This window comes from Tolypothrix tenuis PCC 7101 (assembly GCF_963874875.1).
Classification (GTDB): domain Bacteria; phylum Cyanobacteriota; class Cyanobacteriia; order Cyanobacteriales; family Nostocaceae; genus Aulosira; species Aulosira tenue.
In genome coordinates this window covers 2,648,371-2,668,322 of record NZ_CAWNJS010000001.1, presented here as the reverse complement: position 1 = coordinate 2,668,322, position 19,952 = coordinate 2,648,371, and the positions used below count along the sequence as shown (strand labels likewise).

At 40.8% G+C, this 19,952-nt stretch carries 19 protein-coding genes; 15 read left to right on the top strand and 4 right to left on the bottom strand.

The genetic code is table 11. The features are described 5' to 3' along the window. The first annotated feature begins 162 nt into the window (after positions 1-162). The 3 genes from AACU25_RS11005 (at position 163) to AACU25_RS10995 (ending at position 2,457) form a co-directional block, all read left to right on the top strand. The gene (locus AACU25_RS11005) at positions 163-759 is read left to right on the top strand and encodes a MiaE family protein (RefSeq protein WP_096583658.1); all 597 of its coding nucleotides are present in this window, start codon (positions 163-165) and stop codon (positions 757-759) included. A 20-nt stretch (positions 760-779) separates the two neighbouring features. Then, positions 780-1,184 (top strand): VOC family protein, encoded by a 405-nt coding sequence (locus AACU25_RS11000; RefSeq protein ID WP_096575517.1) that lies wholly within the window; start codon positions 780-782, stop codon positions 1,182-1,184. 754 nt (positions 1,185-1,938) lie between these two features. Beyond that, the gene (locus tag AACU25_RS10995) at positions 1,939-2,457 is read left to right on the top strand and encodes a GNAT family N-acetyltransferase (protein WP_096575515.1); all 519 of its coding nucleotides are present in this window, start codon (positions 1,939-1,941) and stop codon (positions 2,455-2,457) included. 18 nt (positions 2,458-2,475) lie between these two features. On the opposite strand, the gene AACU25_RS10990 is transcribed toward AACU25_RS10995, so the two are convergent. Further along, positions 2,476-3,057, bottom strand: coding sequence for a Uma2 family endonuclease (locus AACU25_RS10990; RefSeq protein WP_096575513.1), 582 nt, complete (start codon positions 3,055-3,057; stop codon positions 2,476-2,478). 170 nt (positions 3,058-3,227) lie between these two features. Here AACU25_RS10990 and AACU25_RS10985 point away from each other — a divergent pair, with 170 nt between their 5' ends. Together AACU25_RS10985 and AACU25_RS10980 are read left to right on the top strand one after the other, a co-directional pair. Continuing rightward, positions 3,228-3,905 (top strand): ComF family protein, encoded by a 678-nt coding sequence (locus AACU25_RS10985; protein WP_096575511.1) that lies wholly within the window; start codon positions 3,228-3,230, stop codon positions 3,903-3,905. An 80-nt stretch (positions 3,906-3,985) separates the two neighbouring features. Then, positions 3,986-4,447: a PPC domain-containing protein gene (locus AACU25_RS10980; RefSeq protein ID WP_096575509.1), complete on the top strand. Its 462-nt coding sequence runs from the start codon at positions 3,986-3,988 to the stop codon at positions 4,445-4,447. A gap of 145 nt (positions 4,448-4,592) precedes the next feature. Here AACU25_RS10980 and cobS read toward each other — a convergent pair whose 3' ends face one another. Further along, positions 4,593-5,366, bottom strand: a complete 774-nt coding sequence (gene cobS / locus AACU25_RS10975; RefSeq protein WP_096575507.1) for an adenosylcobinamide-GDP ribazoletransferase — start codon at positions 5,364-5,366, stop codon at positions 4,593-4,595. A 371-nt stretch (positions 5,367-5,737) separates the two neighbouring features. Here cobS and AACU25_RS10970 point away from each other — a divergent pair, with 371 nt between their 5' ends. From AACU25_RS10970 to psbM, 5 genes are all read left to right on the top strand, one after another. Then, a complete protein-coding gene (locus AACU25_RS10970; protein WP_096575505.1) occupies positions 5,738-6,190 on the top strand; it encodes a hypothetical protein in 453 nt (150 codons plus the stop codon). Between the two features lie 624 nt (positions 6,191-6,814). Further along, entirely contained in the window at positions 6,815-7,918 is a 1,104-nt protein-coding gene (tgt, locus tag AACU25_RS10965; RefSeq protein ID WP_096575503.1) for a tRNA guanosine(34) transglycosylase Tgt, read from the top strand. A 186-nt stretch (positions 7,919-8,104) separates the two neighbouring features. Then, positions 8,105-8,242 (top strand): photosystem II reaction center protein K, encoded by a 138-nt coding sequence (locus AACU25_RS10960; protein WP_006195022.1) that lies wholly within the window; start codon positions 8,105-8,107, stop codon positions 8,240-8,242. Positions 8,243-8,426: 184 nt separating this feature from the next. Further along, positions 8,427-8,723, top strand: a complete 297-nt coding sequence (locus tag AACU25_RS10955; protein ID WP_045871625.1) for a 2Fe-2S iron-sulfur cluster-binding protein — start codon at positions 8,427-8,429, stop codon at positions 8,721-8,723. Positions 8,724-8,843: 120 nt separating this feature from the next. Continuing rightward, on the top strand, positions 8,844-8,960 hold the full coding sequence (psbM, locus tag AACU25_RS10950) for a photosystem II reaction center protein PsbM (protein WP_015113622.1): 117 nt from the start codon (positions 8,844-8,846) through the stop codon (positions 8,958-8,960). A gap of 80 nt (positions 8,961-9,040) precedes the next feature. Here the strand turns inward: psbM and AACU25_RS10945 are convergent, their stop codons facing one another. Continuing rightward, positions 9,041-9,892, bottom strand: a complete 852-nt coding sequence (locus AACU25_RS10945; protein ID WP_096575501.1) for a universal stress protein — start codon at positions 9,890-9,892, stop codon at positions 9,041-9,043. Positions 9,893-10,838: 946 nt separating this feature from the next. Between AACU25_RS10945 and AACU25_RS10940 the strand changes: the two genes are divergently transcribed. Then, positions 10,839-11,006: a hypothetical protein gene (locus tag AACU25_RS10940; protein ID WP_190445703.1), complete on the top strand. Its 168-nt coding sequence runs from the start codon at positions 10,839-10,841 to the stop codon at positions 11,004-11,006. Here AACU25_RS10940 and AACU25_RS10935 read toward each other — a convergent pair. Then, entirely contained in the window at positions 10,983-15,626 is a 4,644-nt protein-coding gene (locus AACU25_RS10935) for a PAS domain S-box protein (protein WP_096575499.1), read from the bottom strand. The genes AACU25_RS10940 and AACU25_RS10935 overlap by 24 nt on opposite strands. 729 nt (positions 15,627-16,355) lie before the next feature. On the opposite strand from AACU25_RS10935, the gene AACU25_RS10930 reads away from it, so the two are divergent. From AACU25_RS10930 to AACU25_RS10915, 4 genes are all read left to right on the top strand, one after another. Next, the gene (locus AACU25_RS10930; RefSeq protein ID WP_321206640.1) at positions 16,356-17,114 is read left to right on the top strand and encodes a DsbA family protein; all 759 of its coding nucleotides are present in this window, start codon (positions 16,356-16,358) and stop codon (positions 17,112-17,114) included. A 471-nt stretch (positions 17,115-17,585) separates the two neighbouring features. Then, positions 17,586-18,293, top strand: a complete 708-nt coding sequence (locus tag AACU25_RS10925) for a CAP domain-containing protein (RefSeq protein WP_096575495.1) — start codon at positions 17,586-17,588, stop codon at positions 18,291-18,293. 65 nt (positions 18,294-18,358) lie between these two features. After that, on the top strand, positions 18,359-18,949 hold the full coding sequence (locus tag AACU25_RS10920; RefSeq protein WP_096575493.1) for a CAP domain-containing protein: 591 nt from the start codon (positions 18,359-18,361) through the stop codon (positions 18,947-18,949). A gap of 94 nt (positions 18,950-19,043) precedes the next feature. Then, positions 19,044-19,901: an alpha/beta fold hydrolase gene (locus tag AACU25_RS10915; RefSeq protein WP_096575491.1), complete on the top strand. Its 858-nt coding sequence runs from the start codon at positions 19,044-19,046 to the stop codon at positions 19,899-19,901. Positions 19,902-19,952: the final 51 nt, after the last annotated feature.

Below are 19,952 nucleotides of genomic sequence, written 5' to 3'. Positions count from 1 at the left end.
GCTACGCTCGTAATGACGTAACTTTTGCGTAAGTCATATCAATTGCCATAATCATTTCATGGGCTGTTGACAGTCAACAGTCAACAGTCCACTGTGAAAAGATTAAAATCAATGTGCTGGGCTATCTCAGCTACATTGAGATATCTGGAGTTTTTTTATCCTGTGCTTACCGAATTACCGACTATCAACGCTCTCAAACAACCTACTAGTTCAGCTTGGGTAGAACAAGCGATCGCTAACTTAGATATTATCCTGCTCGACCATTCCCACTGCGAACGCAAAGCTGCGGGAGTGGCGTTAAATTTTATGTTTCGCTACCCTTCTAATGCGAAAATGGTCAGGGAATTAACTGCGATCGCTCGCGAAGAATTAGAACACTTTGAACTTGTCAACCAGTGGCTAGAACGCCGCAATATTCCCCTTGCACCCTTACCCCCACCTCCCTACGGCGCAGGTTTAAAAGCACAAGTTCGTCCCCAAGAACCCGACAGATTTTTAGATTCATTACTCGTCACTGGATTAATTGAAGCACGCAGTCACGAACGTTTAGGATTATTAGCTACACACTGTCCTGAGCCAGAGTTAGCAAAATTTTACCGTGGTTTGATGGCATCAGAAGCCCGTCACTTTGGTACGTACTGGGTTTTAGCAGATACTTATTTTGACCGAGCAATTGTCAGGCAACGGCTCGATGAACTAGCATTTGTTGAAAGTGAATTGCTAGCAAATTTACACCCAGAACCTAGAATTCATAGTTAATCCATTGACGTGCATCAATTATGAAACTTCAGTTAACACATCTCAGACTGCTCGTTTCCAATTACAAAGACACTTTTTTGTTCTACCGAGATTTATTAGGTTTGAATTTGGATTGGGGTGATGAAGAAAGCGGATACGCTGAGTTTAGTACCGGATCTATTCAAATAGCTATATTCAAAAAAGAGTTAATGGCTCAAGTCATCCCTAGCATGGATCAGCCTTCATCCTTTGCCAGCCAGGATAAAACATCCTTAATTTTTGCAGTCGATAACGTCGATGAAGTTTATCAAAAGCTCAAAGAGCATAATGGCATCTTAATGGCTCCACCTACAGACCGTCCAGAATGGGGAATCCGCACAGCTCATTTTCGCGATCCTGATGGTAATTTAATTGAGATTTACACCAATATGGGTATCGTCATTTAAAAATTTCCCGCCAGCTATTACCCAATGTCTGAACCACACCTAAAACAAAGTCTGATGACCTGGATATTATCGATTTATAATTAAGAAATAGAGCAAGAGTTTTTCAGATTGCTTATACATTGGAATCTGAAATACTTTATCATTCTGTGAGGATTTTGATACAGATATTGCAATGACTATATCAACTATTTGAAAACGGTAGTTGAATATTTATCTATGCGAAAGTTTGTATAGTGTGCAATTGGCTGGCATACTTGATACTACTATCATCGATACTTCTTTGATGGTAGAAGCCCCCAGATTTATCTATGGGGTCAATCTAAAATCTAAAATCCATAATCCAAAATTGTTTGACGGAGTCAAATTACCGGATAAATACGGCAAGCTACACCCTCACGAATAGCAAGCACAGTGGCTTTTAGAAGAACAGCACGCCCAACTTAGACGCGTTTTGATCCAAGCTATAGGCTACGATCATATGTGTGAGCAATTACAGGCGCAAGCACTCGATTCTTGGTAAGAATACACCTGACTTCGCATTGATGCTGATTATCGATGTCGAACCGATGCATTTAATAAAAATGACTAGCTCTAGTACTGGCAAAATTCATACATTAATAGTACCGCCTGAGATCAACTCTGCCAGAGTAGCTATAGGTTAGGTAAATTGGGATATAGATCCAGAAGAATTTTCTGTGCAAACTTGACTCTCTTTTTGCTCCCGTTCAAAATTATAATTATTGAAAATTTTACGATGAGAGATTATTACCGAGACTTTTTGATTCGTAACTGGGAGCAGAGCGATCGCACAAGCACTGCCGCAGTCATCAGTTATGTATTATCAGAATACGGTTTGGGCTGGGAACCAAACGGTGCTGACCGAGATGTGGTCAAAGTCGAAGAATGCTACTTAGCCGCAGGCGGTGAGTTTTGGGTAATTGAACACCAAGGTCACCTAGTAGGAACTGGGGCATATTACCCCGTAAATCGGGGTGAAAAAGCCGTAGAAATAAGGAAAATGTACCTTTTACCCAGTATCAGAGGTATAGGGCTAGGGAAATATTTATTACAACAACTAGAAGCTGCGATCGCCGCCCGTGGTTTTCAGCAAATTTGGATTGAAACCGCCAGCGTTTTAGTAGAAGCCGTCAAACTTTATGAAAGCAACGGCTATCAACCCGCAACCGGAGTAGAAACCCCAAGGTGCGATCGCGTTTATGTTAAATATCTCAATCAACCATTACTCGGTGACTGGGAACTGGGGATTAAGTGACGGGATGAAGAAGGCTAGCTATTTATTTACTAGCGGTAACATCTGTAAAACTGTAATCCTTAAATCTGTAAACTCTAGGGGTGAAATAGTTTCATCTTCTGACAAAATCTGTTCGCTTTGGTAGCCATCATCTGTTGGTTCCCGAAAGACGTTTAATTGACGTTTAAGCACATTTAACACCCAATAATCACGAATTCTCGCTTTTGAATAGGATTTACCTTTAATTTCACAGTCTAGTTTCAGGCTGCTATCTGCCACTTCAATAATTAAGTAAATCTCAGATGGGGTAGGATGATGATCCGCATAGTCCAATGGATCTATTTTGACGACCGCAATATCTGGTTCTGGCTCAGACTTTTCATTTAACTTTACTGGGTCTTGAATAGCTACCCAAGCCCGATTTACCAACCGATTTTTTAGCAAATAATCTGTTCTCCCCACAGCCGAACGATGGGCTGTTCCTTTGGCACTCATCCAGATAATCTTTCCTTCTAGGAGTTCCACTCGTTCATCTGCACCAAAAATCCCAGCCTCAGCCATCCGGTGGTATTCCTCAACTGTCCACAGGCGAAGCGGTAACGTCGTTTCTGTGTTTTGCATGGTTTGTTGAGCAAATTTGAGAATTGGGAGATTTTAGTATCGTAACTTGAAAAAGGAAAGGGGTAATAGGTAATTGGGGACAAATGACCAATGACAAACCCCCAACACCAAAGTTAATTTGTGCCAGATTAATGTCAGTTAAATTCTGATATTGAAAGGACAAGCTAGCTGTGATTTATGCTAGAAGCGCATTGAAAGGCTTACTTAACCTTTTTCTCCAATCCCATTGCCCTTTGTGTCAGCGCAGTACATCTCGTCAAGTGTGTGAATACTGTGAAAGACAGTTGCAGCAATGTCGCCTAGAAGACCCTAATAAGTTCTGGCAACAACCTATACCCGTATTTAGCTGGGGAATTTATGGTGGTTCGCTAAAAAGAGTGATCGCAGTGATGAAATATGAAAATCAACCACAAATTTCTCAGCCGTTGGGTCAATGGTTAGGTGAGACTTGGTTATTAAATTCACCAATACGTCATCAAAAGCTGACTGTTGTTCCCATCCCACTCCACGCCAGCAAGCAAAAAAAGCGAGGCTATAACCAAGCAGCACTCATAGCACAAAGCTTTTGCCAAACAACTGGGTTAAAATTCAAACTAAATGGTCTAGAAAGAGTTAGAGAAACTAAAGCACAATTTGGTTTATCGGTATCTGAGCGAGAACAAAACTTGGCAGCAGCTTTTGCTGTTGGTCAAGAATTTCGCCGCAGTCCTCCAACTTTCCCAGTGTTGTTAGTAGACGATATCTACACTACAGGTGCTACCGCCGCTGCTGCGGTACAAACACTTAGCCAGTGTGGAATCACGGTTTCAGGGTTAGTAGCACTTGCTACTGCTATAAAAAATCCATAACTTAACAACTCATGGAAAAGTAATTCAAGTAAACTCTATATTTGACCAAATCACCCTGTTGTTTGGGAATTTTGCTTTAAATGAAAAGTCAAGGCTTTGCAGCGAGTTTGCCACGATTAATTATCTTTCCTGCCACCTTATTGGCAATGAGCATCTGTACAACTGCCGCTTTTGCTCAAAATAAGTTATATAGTCCAATTCCTTTAACTACAACTAGTTCTGAATTTTCCGATACACTTTCAGATAAAGATATTCCCACAGGTCAGGGCGGATACGCTCGTGATTACTCTGTGAAGTTAACTAAAGGTGATAATTTAGCAGTTGATTTGTCATCCGATAACTTTGACAGCATTATTACCCTGCTTTCACCTAATGGTACTACCCTAGCAGAAAATGATGATGGCCCTGATGGCACCAGTAATTCCCTATTATTTACCCGCATTGCAGAGACAGGAAATTATATAATTCGCGTTCGCTCTTTCGGGGAAACTGGTGTTGGTAACTTTAAACTTAAGGTGACGAAGTTGCAGCCAATTAAATAAATGGGCATGGGGCATTGGGCATGGGGCATTGGGTAATCGGTAATTGGTAATGGGTAATTGGTAATTGGTGTTTGGGGATTTTCCTTTGCCCCCTCATCCCCTTTTACCCAATCCCCAATCACCAGTCCCCAATCCCCAATCCCCATTAAAAAACCGTTAGCACACAGAGAAACAGGGCTTCAGTCCACTCCACGACTGCGCCGTAGGTATCGCCTGTGTGTCCGCCTAATTTGTGGTTAAACCAAGCACCGGTTATAGTGGCGATCGCACTCCCGGCGATTACCATTGCTATTGCTAAAATTTTCTGCTGGCTATCTATTAAAAAAAATAAACCACTTAAAGCCATCAGTAACAAAAGCCCTGGTAATACGTCTTTATAAGATTGAATGGCTTGTTTGTGAATTGCGCCTTTACCAGTAGGTTTAAGGTAAGGATAACAAGCGATCGCTAGCTGTTGTCCCCAGCGTCCCCAACCACAAGTTGCCATCAATATCAGCCAACGATGGGTTTCTACCTCTGTTAACGCTGTTGTTTTTAGCAGTAATATGGCGATCGCTGCCATTGCTCCAAATGCACCTGTAGCGCTATCTGCCATCACTTCTAGCCGTCTTTTTGGGTCACCTACCGCCAATCCGTCAGCAGTATCCATTGCACCATCTAGATGCAATCCGCCAGTAATGCCAATTCCTAAGCTAATTACTAAAGCACTACGAGTTAATATTGGTATACCCAGATAACTCATTCCTGTATCACATAACCCTAAAATTCCCCCAATCAACACCCCTACTAGCAAAGCAAAACGTGCTACTTTATCGAATTCCAATCCATTCACATATGGTAATGGAATAGTAGTATAAAATATCACGCTAGATAGTAGATTTAGCAACAGCTTTTTCCACCACGGAGGCTGATTTGTCATATAATTTACTTTCTTGAAAAGCTATTTGTGGAATACCGCTTTCTATTACTGCACAGCCAGTAGAAGAACAGATTAAAGCTTTCTATAAGTTTTCTTTTCTCTGGCGATTCATCCACAAAATTTTGTTATGCTAGTTTCAGTAACAACAACTATTTATTAGTAGTTTTATATACTGAAAATAAAATTATTAGGCAATATTTCCTCAGACACACTTTTGTCTTGTATCCTTGAACTAATAACTTCATCAAGGTTATTAGACGATTGCCTAAGAAAGTTGATATTTTTTTAAATATAGGGGTACACAGGGAGCCTATTAACTTAAACTGTTGTGCTTCTGTTGCACCTCACCTTCGCTCATTCCCTATTTTTTTATGAGTCATCATCTACCCGACACAAGAATACCAGCTCCGTGCATTATTAACACGGGAATTATTGTGAATAAGCTCGACATTAGGCGCTTGTTAGCTGATTTAGGTCGAGTCCACTACATCTACACCCACGAAGGTCAATTACAGAGCGAGGGTGATGGCGATGTAATGGAAGTATTTGCCAATCCTCAAAGGTCTACTTTAGTCGCAAACCAAGCGCTGTATTTGAATGTTTATAGTTTTGATTATTTAGAACTAAAACAGTCCCCCCAACAAGAAACCTACTTTGATTTAATCCAAGAAGGTATGTGTTTGCGGTTAATTCCCCTTTCTACACCTCTACAAGAGCGTAGAGAGAGAAGCTTGAATGTCAGCGCCATCGAAGCCATGATGGATCAAGTACTCTCAGCCAGATGGGATGCTGAAATTGATGACGATGCTTCTGATTCGTTTTAATTAGCCCTAAATAAAAAAAGGTGTTTAAACTAGGGCTAGATACTATTATTTTTGATTCAGCACTCAGGATTCAGCAGTTTTTCTCGCTATTGCTCATAGAATTGCATATTTAGCACCCAGAAAAAAGGGGCTAATACTGCAATAGGCAAGTCAAAAGGTTTATATATCATCAAGGCTTGTGCCTGTTGGAAATGGTAGCTTGATTTCCACCATGCTGTACTAGGCGCGATTAGCTAATACAGCCGATTAAAAATTTTCTTTTAGAGGCTATGCCAACTTTTGGTATAGATGATTTTTAGGGCATAAAAATTGTTGGGCCTCTGTTGTGTACTCCATTCATTTGAGAAACAAATGATTGCTGAATTAGCATTTAGCCATCACCAAGTTTTAAAGTCAGCCATCGATCAGGAATTGCGCCCATGAACAGGCGATAAAAATTAATATTCTGTTATTCCTGAGTTCGCTATAAAGTTATACCATTTTGAAAAAAGAATGCAACAGGTTGTAGGAAGATGGCACTGCCTTGCCCTCTACAATATATTGAGGTGTTGCAAACATTATTTGATTTGGTATTAGTATTTTTATGTTTGCCAAAATATTTAGCGAAATAAAGTTACTTTTACCTTGAGTGCCAATTTTTCTTTTCAATGTCTTGCTTGCTGTAGCCAGACAAAAGCTAGGGCGGGAGTCTTTTTCACTCCTCATGGCCCTGTAGAAACCCCAAGATTTATGCCTGTGGGGACACTAGCTAATGTCAAAACTGTCACGCCAGCCCAACTCAGGGATACTGGCGCGCAAATGGTTTTGTCTAATACTTATCATCTGCACCTCCAACCAGGTGAAGCGATTGTGGCTGGTGGTGGAGGACTGCATAAATTTATGGGTTGGAATGGGCCGATGCTCACTGATTCTGGTGGGTTTCAGGTTTTTAGTTTGAGTGAGATGCGAAAAATTACGGAAGAAGGCGTAACTTTTCGTTCTCCCCATGACGGGCAAATTATTAAATTAACACCAGAACGCTCGATAGAGATTCAAAATACTCTAGGGGCGGATGTAATTATGGCGTTTGATGAATGTCCTCCCTACCCAGCAACTCGCCAGGAAGTAGAGGCTGCAACGGAGCGTACTTATCGTTGGTTAGAACGCTGCATAGTGGCTCATCAACGTAGCGATCAGGCGCTATTTGGCATTGTGCAGGGGGGTGTATATTTAGATTTGCGATCGCAAGCTGCTGTGGCTTTAGCAAAGTTGAATTTACCAGGATATGCAATTGGGGGCGTGAGTGTCGGAGAACCCCCAGAACTGATGGCGCAAATCGTACAAACAACCGCACCATTATTACCGCCCGAAAAGCCGCGTTACTTGATGGGTGTGGGTACGTACAAAGAGATGGCGATCGCGATCGCTTCTGGGGTAGATTTATTTGACTGTGTCATTCCCACCCGTTGGGCTAGACATGGTACCGCCATCGTCCAAGGCGAACGCTGGAATTTGAAAAACGCTAAATTCCGCGAAGATTTTACACCATTAGACGAAACTTGTCCTTGCTACGCTTGCCAAAATTTTAGCCGTGCTTACATCTCCCATCTAGTGCGATCGCAAGAAATCTTAGCCTACACCTTACTAAGTATTCACAACATCACCGAACTGATTCGCTTTACCCAACGCATCCGCGAAGCCATATTAAGCGATCGCTTTTACAGTGAATTTGGACACTGGCTGGAGTGAGGGGAATGGGGAATGGGTAATGGGTAATGGGTAATGGGTAATGGGTAATGGGTAATGGGTAATGGGTAATGGGTAATGACCAACGACAAATGACAAATGACAAACCCCAAATGACTAATGACCAAACCATGTTAAGATACCTATCAATTATGAAATGCTGTGTTGGATAGGTGGATATAAACAAATATGGAAGCAGCACTGTTGTTAGCAAAATTACCAGAAGCTTACCAAATTTTTGATCCTTTGGTGGATGTTCTCCCAGTCATTCCCGTTTTCTTCTTGTTACTTGCTTTCGTCTGGCAAGCAGCAGTCGGATTTAGGTAAGTTAATTAATTTAAAATTGCTGGGACAGGTACAAAAAACCTGTCCTATTTTTTGGTATCAGATTGTTTACTCAAATTGATATTTCTTAATATTTTGTAATAAATTAATATAGACTTAAATTAGTATATCAATCCTAGTCAACAAACAGGCAAAAGCCACGCTAAAAGTCAGTAAGGTATCAGTTATGGGTAATATAAAATTCGTTAAAGAAGATAAGGAAGTAGTGGCTGCGGATGGTGCTAATCTTCGGCTAAAAGCAATGCAAAATGGTATAGATATCTATACATTGTTTGGAAAAATGACTAATTGCGGCGGCTATGGTCAATGTGGTACTTGCATAGTCGAGATTACTGAAGGAATAGACAATCTTTCTCCGCGCACAGATGTAGAAAACCGCAAATTGAAGAAAAAGCCTGCAAATTACCGCCTTGCTTGCCAAACTTTAGTAAATGGGCCTGTGAGTGTAGTTACAAAGCCTTAGCTTTGTAGGCTATTTCTGGTTGGTTTCAGGTTTGCAAAAGCAGAAAATTTCCATAAACTCTGCCATCGATGATGCTATTCTAATGTTGTTGACTGGAAATCTAAGAGAGGCTTTCTTGCCATGCAAGTGAATGACCTAGGGTTCGTAGCGAGCATTCTGTTCGTGCTCGTTCCCTCTGTATTTTTGTTGATTCTGTACATCCAAACAGCTAGCCGCGAAGGTAAAAAAGATAGTTAATACGTTTTTTATAAAATAAAGAACCCCTGCACCTATGGTGTAGGGGTTTTTGTTTATCAACCGCTAAATCTATTGTGACCTTAACTAGTGGTTCGTGCCAACAACACAGGACAAGTAGCGTTGACGCGAACATAGTCAGACAAAGATGAGCCGATTAGCCTATCTATATCGACAAAACTCTTAGCTACCGATGGACGGCGATCTGGAGATCCAAGTAATAATAAATCTATGTTCAACTTGTCTGCCAAGCTGCAAATTTCTTCACCTGGTTTACCACTACTAATGAAACTACGAGCTTTAATTCCATATTTTTCAGCCTCTGCAACTGCTGCACCCAAAACTGAATTTTTCTCTGGAGTAATTTCGGTTGCTTCAGATGATTTACCACGTAAATCTGTATTAACATTAGCTAAAAATAACTGACCTCCGGGAATATCTCGCAGCAGGAACAAAGCCAAACTTAAACAATGTTTTGCGGACTCAGAGTTATCTATAGCCACCATGACGCGGTTAATTCTCTTGACATAAATGTCATCTTTTACCAGCAGCATGGGGCGAGACGACAGTTGAAATACATACTGGCTCACGGAGTTCGATAAAATCGATTGCAAACGCTTGAGTCCCCGTGAACCCATAATAATTAAGTCAGCATCTATTTCATCAGCTACCTTGCAAACTACATCTTTAGGATCGCCTTGGCGCAAGATGGAAGAAACCTGACTCGGATCTAAGTTCAAAGACTGAATAGCATTAGCTAGAATCTTGCCGCCTTCTTCCCACTTCTCTGTCATTTCAGAAGCAGCGGATTTAGCATTAACTACGTGCAAAACTGTAACTTTTGCACTTTGAATTGATGGCACTTCTTTCAAAGCCTTGAGCATCTCTTCTGCGTGCCCCAATCCAGATACAGCCAGCAAAATTTTTTCTATCATCTTACGTCTTGTTGTTAAGGTTGCTTAGGTTTCTGCTCGTAGTAATTTGGATTAGCTAGATTTTCATCACAGCCTTGAAAACCTAGTCACTTTTCTGCTCTCATCAAATCACTAAAATGAATTCTCATTAAGGGCAAATTCAGCTTTTAACCGAGCTTTTAGAAGCCTGAATTCACTAGTTGTAGATAAGCAGAAAAAACAGCTTTTTTCTTTGCTTAATCCCGTAAATTTAGCTATGGGGATAAGAAACTAAGAACTCGTAATCAGCACTACTCAAAGTCAAGCACTGTCAATAATCTACACCGTCATTTTTGCGGTGTTGAGAGTTATGGGCTGGAGTACTAAAGATTGAGATATTTATTTGCGCTCCGTTACTTAAGTTCTTAAATAGTCTCTAATGATTAAGCATACTCTCAATTTAGCCTGTCAAACTTAATAAAATATGATGGTATTTATTATTTTTAACCTATGTTCATCTTTGTTCATTAAAAGCTATTTAAGTAATGCAAATAAATTAAATAAAAGACAAACATATTACATTGAATTTATTATAAATTCACTATTTTTAAATAAAATTTAAGAATAATTAAGCAGCTTCAGTTGTCTCATAAAGCTTCGTAGAGTAGCACTATAACCTGATTTTACGATAATCGTCGGATTTATCAAGATTTAAATCCTTAAATCACATTTAGATAAAGTTATATTTTTATAAATAATTTGTACTTGCTTTATTCATAAATTGCTATGGCAATTAGCAAAAATTTTCCAATAAGGTATTTTCACCGTTGACTTCTGACTGATGATTTTGAGATAAAACAGGAAATTTCTCGCAAGTTAACAGCAAAATATATCTAAATTTTGCTCAAGTTGATGCTAGAGCGATGACTGTTTATGTGTATTTACTGAATTAGAATTCATATTTAGACATAATAATTATCAGTATAAGATGGGTTTGAAGCGTATCAACCACAAAAGTCTGGTAGTTAAAAAATTTTGGTTGCTGATTATCAAAGCGATCGCGCTGTTTGTTTTTTGGAGCAAAATTAGCGATCGCATTTATGCCCGACTTCTACCCATTCCCCATTCCCCATCACCCATTCCCCCGATCGCTTAATAATTTTTGAATAACAGCAATCAGTTGCTTGAGTTTGATTGGTTTAGTAATGTATAAATCAGCTCCAGCCTGCAAACATCTTTCTTCATCGCCAGGCATGGCTAAGGCGGTAATGGCGATAATTGGGATCTGAGCTAATTGCAGATCGGAGCGAATGCGTGATATCGCTTCTAATCCATCCATTTCTGGCATCTGGATATCCATCAAGATCACATCTGGATGCTGAGTACTGGCCATAGTAATTGCTTCTTGGCCATTAGCGGCCCACAACCAATGATAGCCCCGACCTTCTAAATAGCTAGAAATGCTGAGGGCATTGACTTCTTGATCCTCTACCAGCAAAATTAAAGCCTTTGAGGTTGGTTTATCTGGGGATGCTATGGGAATAGTCAATTGGTTCAAGCTTGGGGCTGCTGCTGGAGACTGTTTTTGATTCAGAGTCGCTTGTAGTGATGGGTTAACTGTAGATTCAGATTCCACTAACGATGGAGCGATCGCTAACGGCTCAATTACGCGGTAGGGTAAATAAACAGTAAAACAGCTTCCCTGTCCTAATTCACTGGTGACAGCGATGGAACCTTGATGCAATTGCACTAAACGACGCACCAGTGATAAACCTAAGCCTGTACCAGGATGCAGGCGATTTAATCGACTATCAATTTGGGTGAAGGGTTGGAAGAGTTTGGGGATATTTTCTGGAGCAATGCCAATCCCGGTATCAATCACCGAAAAGCAAAGTAAATTTTTGTTGTCGGACTGTTCCTGTCTCACCGTCAGCTTTACACTGCCACCATTGGGAGTGAATTTGACAGCATTGCTGAGTAAATTAATCAAAACTTGACGAATTCGTAATTCATCAACCACAATGTCCGCCAAATTCGAGGGTGCTTCAATTGAGAGTTGAATGTTTTTAGAGAGCGCTTGTTGTTGGACAAAAGACAAACTAGATTTACAAATATAGGCGATCGCTACTGGAGCGAGTTGCAATTCTAATTTGCCAGATTCGACTTTTGCTAAATCGAGAATGTCGTTAATCAGTGCTAACAAATGTTGACCGCTACGTTCAATACTATCAATGGCAGATTTTTGGCGATCGTTGAGGATACCCATAATCTCATCTTGTAAACCTTGGGACATCCCTAAAATCGCATTCAAAGGCGTTCGCAATTCATGACTCATGTTTGCTAGAAACTCATCTTTGAGTCGAGTAGCCCGATAGAGTTCGGCATTAGTCAGGGTTAAGCGCTCGTTTACCTGTTGCAATTTTTCTTCTGCTTGTTTGCGCGCTGTGATATCGGTTAATGTGCCAATATAGCCAACTACTGCACCATCAGAATTAGTTTCGGCTACTGCTTGCACATAAAACCAAACCTCGATACCATCTGGCCGCACCATTTTACCTTCATTATGGTAGAGTCCTTCTGCAGTAACAGCCCATTGCGACCATTCAGTGAGTAGGAGGTCGCTGTCTTGCTGGTACAAGATTTTTGTCCATTCCATCCCTAAGGCTGCTTCCCTAGGCCTACCTGTGAGATCGCTCCAGCGATCATTAACATAAAAACAGTTACCAGCCACATCGAACCGCAAAATTGCGACTGGGACGGCTGCGGCTAGGGTGGAATAACGACGTTCGCTGTCTTTAAGAGCTACTTCTGCTTGCTTCAGGTCAGTAATGTCATCGTTAATACCAATAACTCTGACGATTTCCTGTTCCTGATTGACTTGGATCATTCCATAAGCTTTGATAAATCGAATTTTACCTCCTGGCTGCACGATGCGAAACTCAGTGTTATATTCATAACCCTTTTCTAAAAATTCCTGAATTAATGTCAGCTTTTGCACGCGATCATCTGGATGCAGACAGCTCACCCAAGCATTGAAATTACCGGAAAAATTGCTAGGGTTGACACCGTAAATTTCAAACATCCGGTCATCCCAAATTAATTTATCCTGGGGAAGATTATATTCCCAGATGCCAAAACCCCCTGATTGAATAGCCATAGTCAGACGTTCAGACAGATTTCGTAGTTGTTCTTCGGCTTGTTTGCGCTCAGTAATATCTAGCGAAGTGCCTATTAGCTTCACTACCTCACCGCTTTCATTGCAGACGGCTTCTCCACGTGCTTGTAAGTAACGCAGGCTACCATTAGGGCAGTAAAGGCAAAACTCAATATTATAGGGTTGTGCTTGCTCAATTGCCCTTTGCACCAGCAAATTGAAGCGATCGCGATCTTCTGGATGTATCAGCTGCTGCAATTCTTCGTAGGTGGGAGTGCCATGATCAGGATTACGTCCGAAATTCCGAAAAACTTCCTCTGACCAAGTAATTTCTCTAGTTTGCAGGTCAAATTCCCAACTACCTAGCCTTGCTATGCGCTGAAGCATTTTCAGTTGGGTTTCGCTGTACCGCAATTGCTCCTCTATCTGCTTGCGATCGGTTATGTCTTGGGCAATACCAATAATTTGTTTTACTTGCCCATCTTCTCCACGCTGAAAAGGTGTGTCATGGCTAAGAAACCAGCGCCATCTGCCATAAATATCTCGCAGACGATACTCGAACACTAGCCGTTCGCCATCGCCAGCGCTGCGTAAGCTGTGAAAATAAGCAGCCGCATTTGCTAAATCGTCAGGGTGCATCAGCTGAGTCAGGAAAGATGATCCCATTGTGGATATCTCTTCGGACGAGTAGCCTAGAGTTTTGACAACTTCTCGATTGGTGTAAATACTACATCTTTGTTCCAGGTCGTAGATGTAAAGTACATTGGGAATATTGTCAGTGATACTTTGAATGAACTGTTGACTCTCTTGTAACTGTGCAGTGCGTTTTCGGACTCTAAATTCTAACTCTTGGTTCAACAACTGCAATTCTTGCTCCATATTTTTGCGATCACTAATATCGTTGGAGCAACCAATGAGGCGAATAATTTCACCATACTGATTCCGAACCACTGAAAGACGCAAACTCAGATATAGAGAAATTCCCAATTTTGAGCAACACTGCACTTCCGCTTCATGATAATCTTTGACCAACAACGGCTCTAATACCTTCGTTTGTAGTTCCCTTTCATCTGGGTAGATGATGCTGAGATGTTGCCCAAGTACTTCATGAGCTTGATAGCCAAAGTATTTTTCTGCGCCGTGATTCCAGCTTTGAATCATGCAGTTTATATCTGTGCTAATCACCGCGTCATGTATCTGATCGAGGATTTGCGCTTGCAACTTTAATGTGGCTTCGCTACGTTTGCGATCGCTAATATCGCGGGCAATACATAAAAACGATTGCACTTTGCCTGCTCGATCTACCTCCGGAACAATGCGGGTTTGGCACCAAGTTTCTGAGTGTGATATCGGGAAGGGATGTTCGATGGTGGCTTCTGTGCGTGTAACAATAATGCGATTGAGAAGTTCACGCCATAAAGCGATTGTCTGTAAATCAATTGCCAAATCTTCTAAAGTTTTGCCCAGCCAATTACTACTAGCTTGGGGAACCATCCGCTCAATAGCGGGGTTGATATAGAGATAGCGCAAATCGCGATCAATGCGAAAAATAATATCGGAAGCAGACTCTACCAAGGCGCGAAATTCTGCGGCAACCCGTTGCCTTTCCTGCAATTCAGCTTGTACTTGTGCGTACAATTGAGCTTGCACCCGCTCATACATTTCCGATTGCTGGATAGCGATCGCTAGTTGTACGCTCAACTGACTGAGCAAAGCGATTTCGGCATTTTGCCAATAACGCGGGCGATCGCATTGATTAGCGATGAGCAATCCCCATAGTTTGTGTTGGCTCGTGGATTCTTTGTCTGTATAATTGCTCTGCCCATTTCCTACTGCTAACAAAATGGGTACCACCAGATTTGCTTTTATTTGCAAATTTTCTAACAGTTGCTGATGACATTTAGTTAAGCCAGCTTGAGCAATATCGGAGACAGCCCACAACCAACCTTGATCGTATTTGTTGGCGCTACTTTGTTGAAAACAAGTCTCTGCAATCTCCGCATTTAAGCAGGCTTTCCACTGAGGCAGAACCGATTCATTTGTGACTATACCTGTCATACTAGGGCCAAACTTGTAGATCAAAGTGCGATCTACCTGGAGCAATTGACGCACTTCCTCAACTGTAGTTTGCAAAACATCCTGAAGCTGGAGAGATTGACGAATGCGAAGCGCAATACTATTAACTAGGCGTTGTTGTTCTTGTTGAAAAAAGAGTTGCCGTTTTAACTGTATCTGTTCTAAGGCTGTGCGAACTCCTTGGCAAAATAAATCGGCCGTTAATTGGCTTTTGATCCAATAGTCTTGGACACCTAATTTCATTGCTTCCACTGCGGCTGCGGCATTCTCGTTTCCTGTCAACATCACCACTGGCACCAGGGTATCGTTATATCGCTTTTGCCATTCCCGCAGAAATACCATGCCGTCATCATCGGGTAGCTGATAATCTAGCACTACGAGATCGGGTAAGTTGCGATCGTACAATTCCAGTGCTTCACTAACTGATTCTGCTTCTATGATCTGATAAGTGTAGCGAGTTTCTCTATTTAAATAGCGATGATAAATTACCCGATCGTCTTGAACATCGTCCACAATCAAAATTTTGTAATCAAATTCAGCAACCATAGATAAATTCTTATATAGGCTGGCATATTGATCGGATATTGCAAATGCGAGGTATCGATTTTAGTTTATTGAGATTGATTGTTCGATGCTTTTTAGAGAATGCTCCACAAAAGTATCTACGCTATTTATCTAAATAAACATTTTGTTACAACGGGATAAATATGCTTGTTAATATACAAAACAACCAATTTATACAGAGAATCATTTGTCTTAGGAGTTTAAATTGTATTATATTTGCGTAGTTAAAAATTCCTGAGCAAAGATTTTTAGCTAATCTGGCCAAAGAAATCTAAAATTAGGGAATTGCAAATCAAAAATATGCGATCACTTATGTTTAAAAATAGAAGACTACAGTGGTTGTGTACCTCTAAAAATTGAATAATTTAATTTTTGCAGGATTTTTAACAAAATGCTGAATAATAGTTAATTTTAAAAAACTTAGGACTTTCGCAAATGTCATATTTTTCTTGTTTAGGCTGTCAAGGATCAAGAGGAGCAAGTGCCGTGGGCGGGTTTCCCTTGACTCTTGAGTCTTACACAAGAAGATGGGTATACCAGTCGCGTAAGCCCTAAAAATTTCGTAATATAAATTGTTATTTCTTAATTGAAAATTCAGTATCTTGTTGCTTGCCTGTAGCAGGTATTATGAATTACAAATTACGATGATCAGATTTCCCAAATCTAATAAATTGATTCCAGCGTGGTAAAATGCACCCATCAATTAAGTATATGCGTACATGGTTATTAATCTGCCTATCATGTTTGGTTTTAGGCTGGTCATTTCCTGCAATAGCCGTTAGTTCTGCCAATCCCAAACTAGAACAGCAAGTATTACAAATACTCCGCGAACACCCAGAAGTTATTATCGAATCTGTCCAAAAATTCGAGCAGCAACAGCAACAGAAATTACAACAAACACGACAAGTATTTTTACAAGATTTAAAAACCAATACCCAATTGGTGATTGGCGATTCACCTACCATCGGCTCGCCACAATCCAAAATAGTGTTGGTAGAATTTTCTGATTTTCAATGTCCTTACTGTGCTGAGGCTCACAAAACCCTCAAGCAGTTGCTAACCAAGTATCCAAACAAATTTACATTGGTTTACAAACATTTTCCCCTGATTCCAATTCACGATCAAGCTTTACCAGCAGCTAAAGCAGCTTGGGCGGCATATCAACAGGGTAAATTTTGGGAATATCATGATGCTCTATTTACTCATCAACAGCAACTAAGTGAGGATTTATATCTTTCAACAGCCAAATCTTTAAATTTAGATGTAGAAAAATTTAAAACAGATGCCTTTGGTGTTAACCCTATTGCTGAACAAGCCATTAGCAAAGATATTCAACTAGCGGAAAAATTAGGGCTTGGTGGCACACCCTTTTTTATCATGAATAGTAACAACTTCTCGGGTGTGGTGCAGTTATCCAAAATCGAAAGCTTGTTGGCTAATGCTCAGTCAGAAGGAATAGGGCACCAGTAGGTTGGGTTGCGCTACGCTTAAACCAACATTTATGGGACAGAAGCTTTCAAAGCCGTCCTGAGGGGCTAGAAGCTGTTGGTGCTATATCAATCTCAATCAATGCCGTAGCTTTACGGTGTGTTGTCTGGACATCAAAATTGCTAGATCGGGGCAAAACTTTGTTTTGCCCTAGCAGATTGTGTACTTACCCTTTACGTTTATTGTTATAAAGGTTACAACATACTGTTGAGTGAGAATTGTACAACGCAGAGGTTCACGCCAAGTATGAGAGAGTTGTCTGTATTATTTGTGCGTAACTCTGCGCTTTTCTTTGCGAATATTTATTACCATTGTAGGTTTTATAGTGTCAATTGTGAAAAATTTTCTAGATAAATAACTTAGTTGAAATTTAGGAAACTTTATTGACTTGTAGTGTATCTAAATACAAGTATAGAAACCCTTAAAAAGAAAATTATTCTAGAGAGGCAATTCATGGGTCGCCCAGGATTTTGGCTATTTTTGCCCCTGACTTTGATAGCTAGCTGTTATCAACAACTGCTACCCACTAACCAGTCTATGGCAAAATCTCCTCAGGCTGTAGTTCAACCAGCTAATTCAACTTTGTTAGCGAAAGCAACTTATCTTTCACCTTTGGAAAGACAGGTAATTGATGAAACTAACAAGGTGCGAACAAATCCTAAATCTTATCTTCCCATATTACAAAACTATAGAAAGCGCTTTCAAGGAAACAAAGTCAAAATCTCTAATAATACCTATTTGATCACACAAGAAGGGGTAAAAGCCGTCGATGAGGCGATCGCATATCTCAAGTCAGCCCGTCCTGTGGGAGCATTAAGTCCATCTAAAGGTATGTCTTTAGGTGCGAAGGATCATGTCAAAGACCAAGGCCCCAAAGGAATCACAGGTCATGAGGGTAGTGATGGTAGCAACCCTGTGACTCGCATTAATCGCTATGGTAAATGGCAATCTACTGCAGGGGAAAATATTAGCTATGGCCCCAATACTGCCCAAGATATTGTCATGCAGTTAATTATTGATGATGGCGTGCGCGATCGCGGTCATCGCACAAACATATTTAACGGTAGCTTCAAGGTTGCTGGTGTGGCTTATGGTTCTCACAAAAAATATAGAACAATCTGCGTAATTAATTATGCAGGAGGCTATATAGAAAAAGGATGAAATAGCTAATTGACTCTTTTTCAGACGCGATTAATCGCGTCTGTACAAATCTTGACTATTAACTCATGAAATCTAACATTTCCAATAGTATTTCTCTATCACTTTTAGAACAAGAAGTCATAGCACAAATGAATAAAGTGCGGATAAATCCCACCGCATATCTTCAAGTTTTAGATAATTGGCGACGGCGTTTTGATGGGAAGCAAGTCCTCATATCGGAACGGGTTTATTTGCAGACTCAAGAAGGGGTCAAAGCTGTTGATGAGGCGATCGCATTTCTCAAATCAGCTCGTCCTGTGGGAGCCTTGAGTATATCTGAAGGGATGTCTTTGGCTGCGAGAGATCACGTGCAAGACCAAGGAGCAAAGGGTATAACAGGCCACTATGGTAGTGATGGTAGCGATCCCTTTACTCGCATGAGTCGCTATGGTAATTGGCAAATCACCGCCGCAGAAAATATTAGTTATGGTTCTCACATAGCACAAGACATCATCATGCAGTTAATTATTGACGATGGAGTAAGCGATCGCGGTCATCGTCGAAATATGTTTAACTCAGCTTTTAAAGTCACAGGAGTAGCGTTTGGGATTCACACTTTATATAGACAGATGTGCGTGATTACTTACGCTGGCGGTTATCAAGAAAAATTGCTTTGATCACACACAAAATCTTCCTAAAATCCTTGCTGCTATCGGTATGTCAGAATTAGAAGCAAGGTATTTTTTTGCGTAGTCAGGAGAACAGAACGTAATGGGCGATCGCCATAATTATCCTACGGCTGGTGCTGCGAAGTTGAATGTCTACGTTCAAGGTCAAGGCTTCCCCATTCTGGCTTTACATGGTCATCCCGGTTCTGGTCGTAGTCTGGCTGTATTTATAAATCACCTCTCACAGCGCTACCAAACTTTTGCCCCTGATTTGCGTGGATATGGGAAAAGTCGCTTCCAGGGCAATTTTAATATGCAAGACCATTTATACGACTTAGAAGCCTTATTAGACCGCTTTCAGATTGAAAAATGTCTAGTATTGGGGTGGTCGCTAGGTGGGATTTTGGCGATGGAATTAGCATTGCGCTTCCCACAGCGTGTAACTGGGCTAATTTTGGTGGCTACAGCCGCCAGACCCCGTGGGAATCATCCTCCGATAACTTGGCAGGATAATTTATATACTGGTGTTGCAGGAATATTGAACTATATTAAACCTAGTTGGCAATGGAATATTGATACTTTTGGTAAGCGATCGCTGTTTCGTTACTTAATCCAACAACATACACCTACAGCATACAGTTATATCGCTAAGGACGCTGTACCCGCTTATTTACAAACATCTGGGGCTGCTACTAATGCCTTGTTTACTGCCATTCGTTCTGGGTACAACAGGCTAACAGACTTATGGCAAATTGAATGTCCTACCCTAGTACTTGCTGGTGCCCAAGACCGTCACATTACAGTTGATGCTAGTTTAGAAACGGCTCGCCATCTAAAAAATTGTCAATGGCAATCTTATCCCCATACTGCCCATTTATTCCCTTGGGAAATTCCAGATCAAGTATTAGGAGATATTGACAACTGGCTACAACTTCATTCTCAAGAAATTCTAGCCAGTTAAGGATTAAAAATCACGGTTTTAATATTCTCCGCTTGGAGACGCACTGATTTT

Coding starts and splice junctions, on each gene's coding strand:
- AACU25_RS11000 (WP_096575517.1), top strand. CDS start 780: ATGAAACTTCAGTTAACACATCTCAGACTGCTCGTTTCCAATTACAAA.
- AACU25_RS10995 (WP_096575515.1), top strand. CDS start 1,939: ATGAGAGATTATTACCGAGACTTTTTGATTCGTAACTGGGAGCAGAGC.
- AACU25_RS10990 (WP_096575513.1), bottom strand. CDS start 3,057: ATGCAAAACACAGAAACGACGTTACCGCTTCGCCTGTGGACAGTTGAG.
- AACU25_RS10980 (WP_096575509.1), top strand. CDS start 3,986: ATGAAAAGTCAAGGCTTTGCAGCGAGTTTGCCACGATTAATTATCTTT.
- cobS (WP_096575507.1), bottom strand. CDS start 5,366: ATGACAAATCAGCCTCCGTGGTGGAAAAAGCTGTTGCTAAATCTACTA.
- AACU25_RS10970 (WP_096575505.1), top strand. CDS start 5,738: ATGAGTCATCATCTACCCGACACAAGAATACCAGCTCCGTGCATTATT.
- AACU25_RS10960 (WP_006195022.1), top strand. CDS start 8,105: ATGGAAGCAGCACTGTTGTTAGCAAAATTACCAGAAGCTTACCAAATT.
- AACU25_RS10955 (WP_045871625.1), top strand. CDS start 8,427: ATGGGTAATATAAAATTCGTTAAAGAAGATAAGGAAGTAGTGGCTGCG.
- psbM (WP_015113622.1), top strand. CDS start 8,844: ATGCAAGTGAATGACCTAGGGTTCGTAGCGAGCATTCTGTTCGTGCTC.
- AACU25_RS10945 (WP_096575501.1), bottom strand. CDS start 9,892: ATGATAGAAAAAATTTTGCTGGCTGTATCTGGATTGGGGCACGCAGAA.
- AACU25_RS10940 (WP_190445703.1), top strand. CDS start 10,839: ATGGGTTTGAAGCGTATCAACCACAAAAGTCTGGTAGTTAAAAAATTT.
- AACU25_RS10935 (WP_096575499.1), bottom strand. CDS start 15,626: ATGGTTGCTGAATTTGATTACAAAATTTTGATTGTGGACGATGTTCAA.
- AACU25_RS10930 (WP_321206640.1), top strand. CDS start 16,356: ATGCGTACATGGTTATTAATCTGCCTATCATGTTTGGTTTTAGGCTGG.
- AACU25_RS10925 (WP_096575495.1), top strand. CDS start 17,586: ATGGGTCGCCCAGGATTTTGGCTATTTTTGCCCCTGACTTTGATAGCT.
- AACU25_RS10920 (WP_096575493.1), top strand. CDS start 18,359: ATGAAATCTAACATTTCCAATAGTATTTCTCTATCACTTTTAGAACAA.
- AACU25_RS10915 (WP_096575491.1), top strand. CDS start 19,044: ATGGGCGATCGCCATAATTATCCTACGGCTGGTGCTGCGAAGTTGAAT.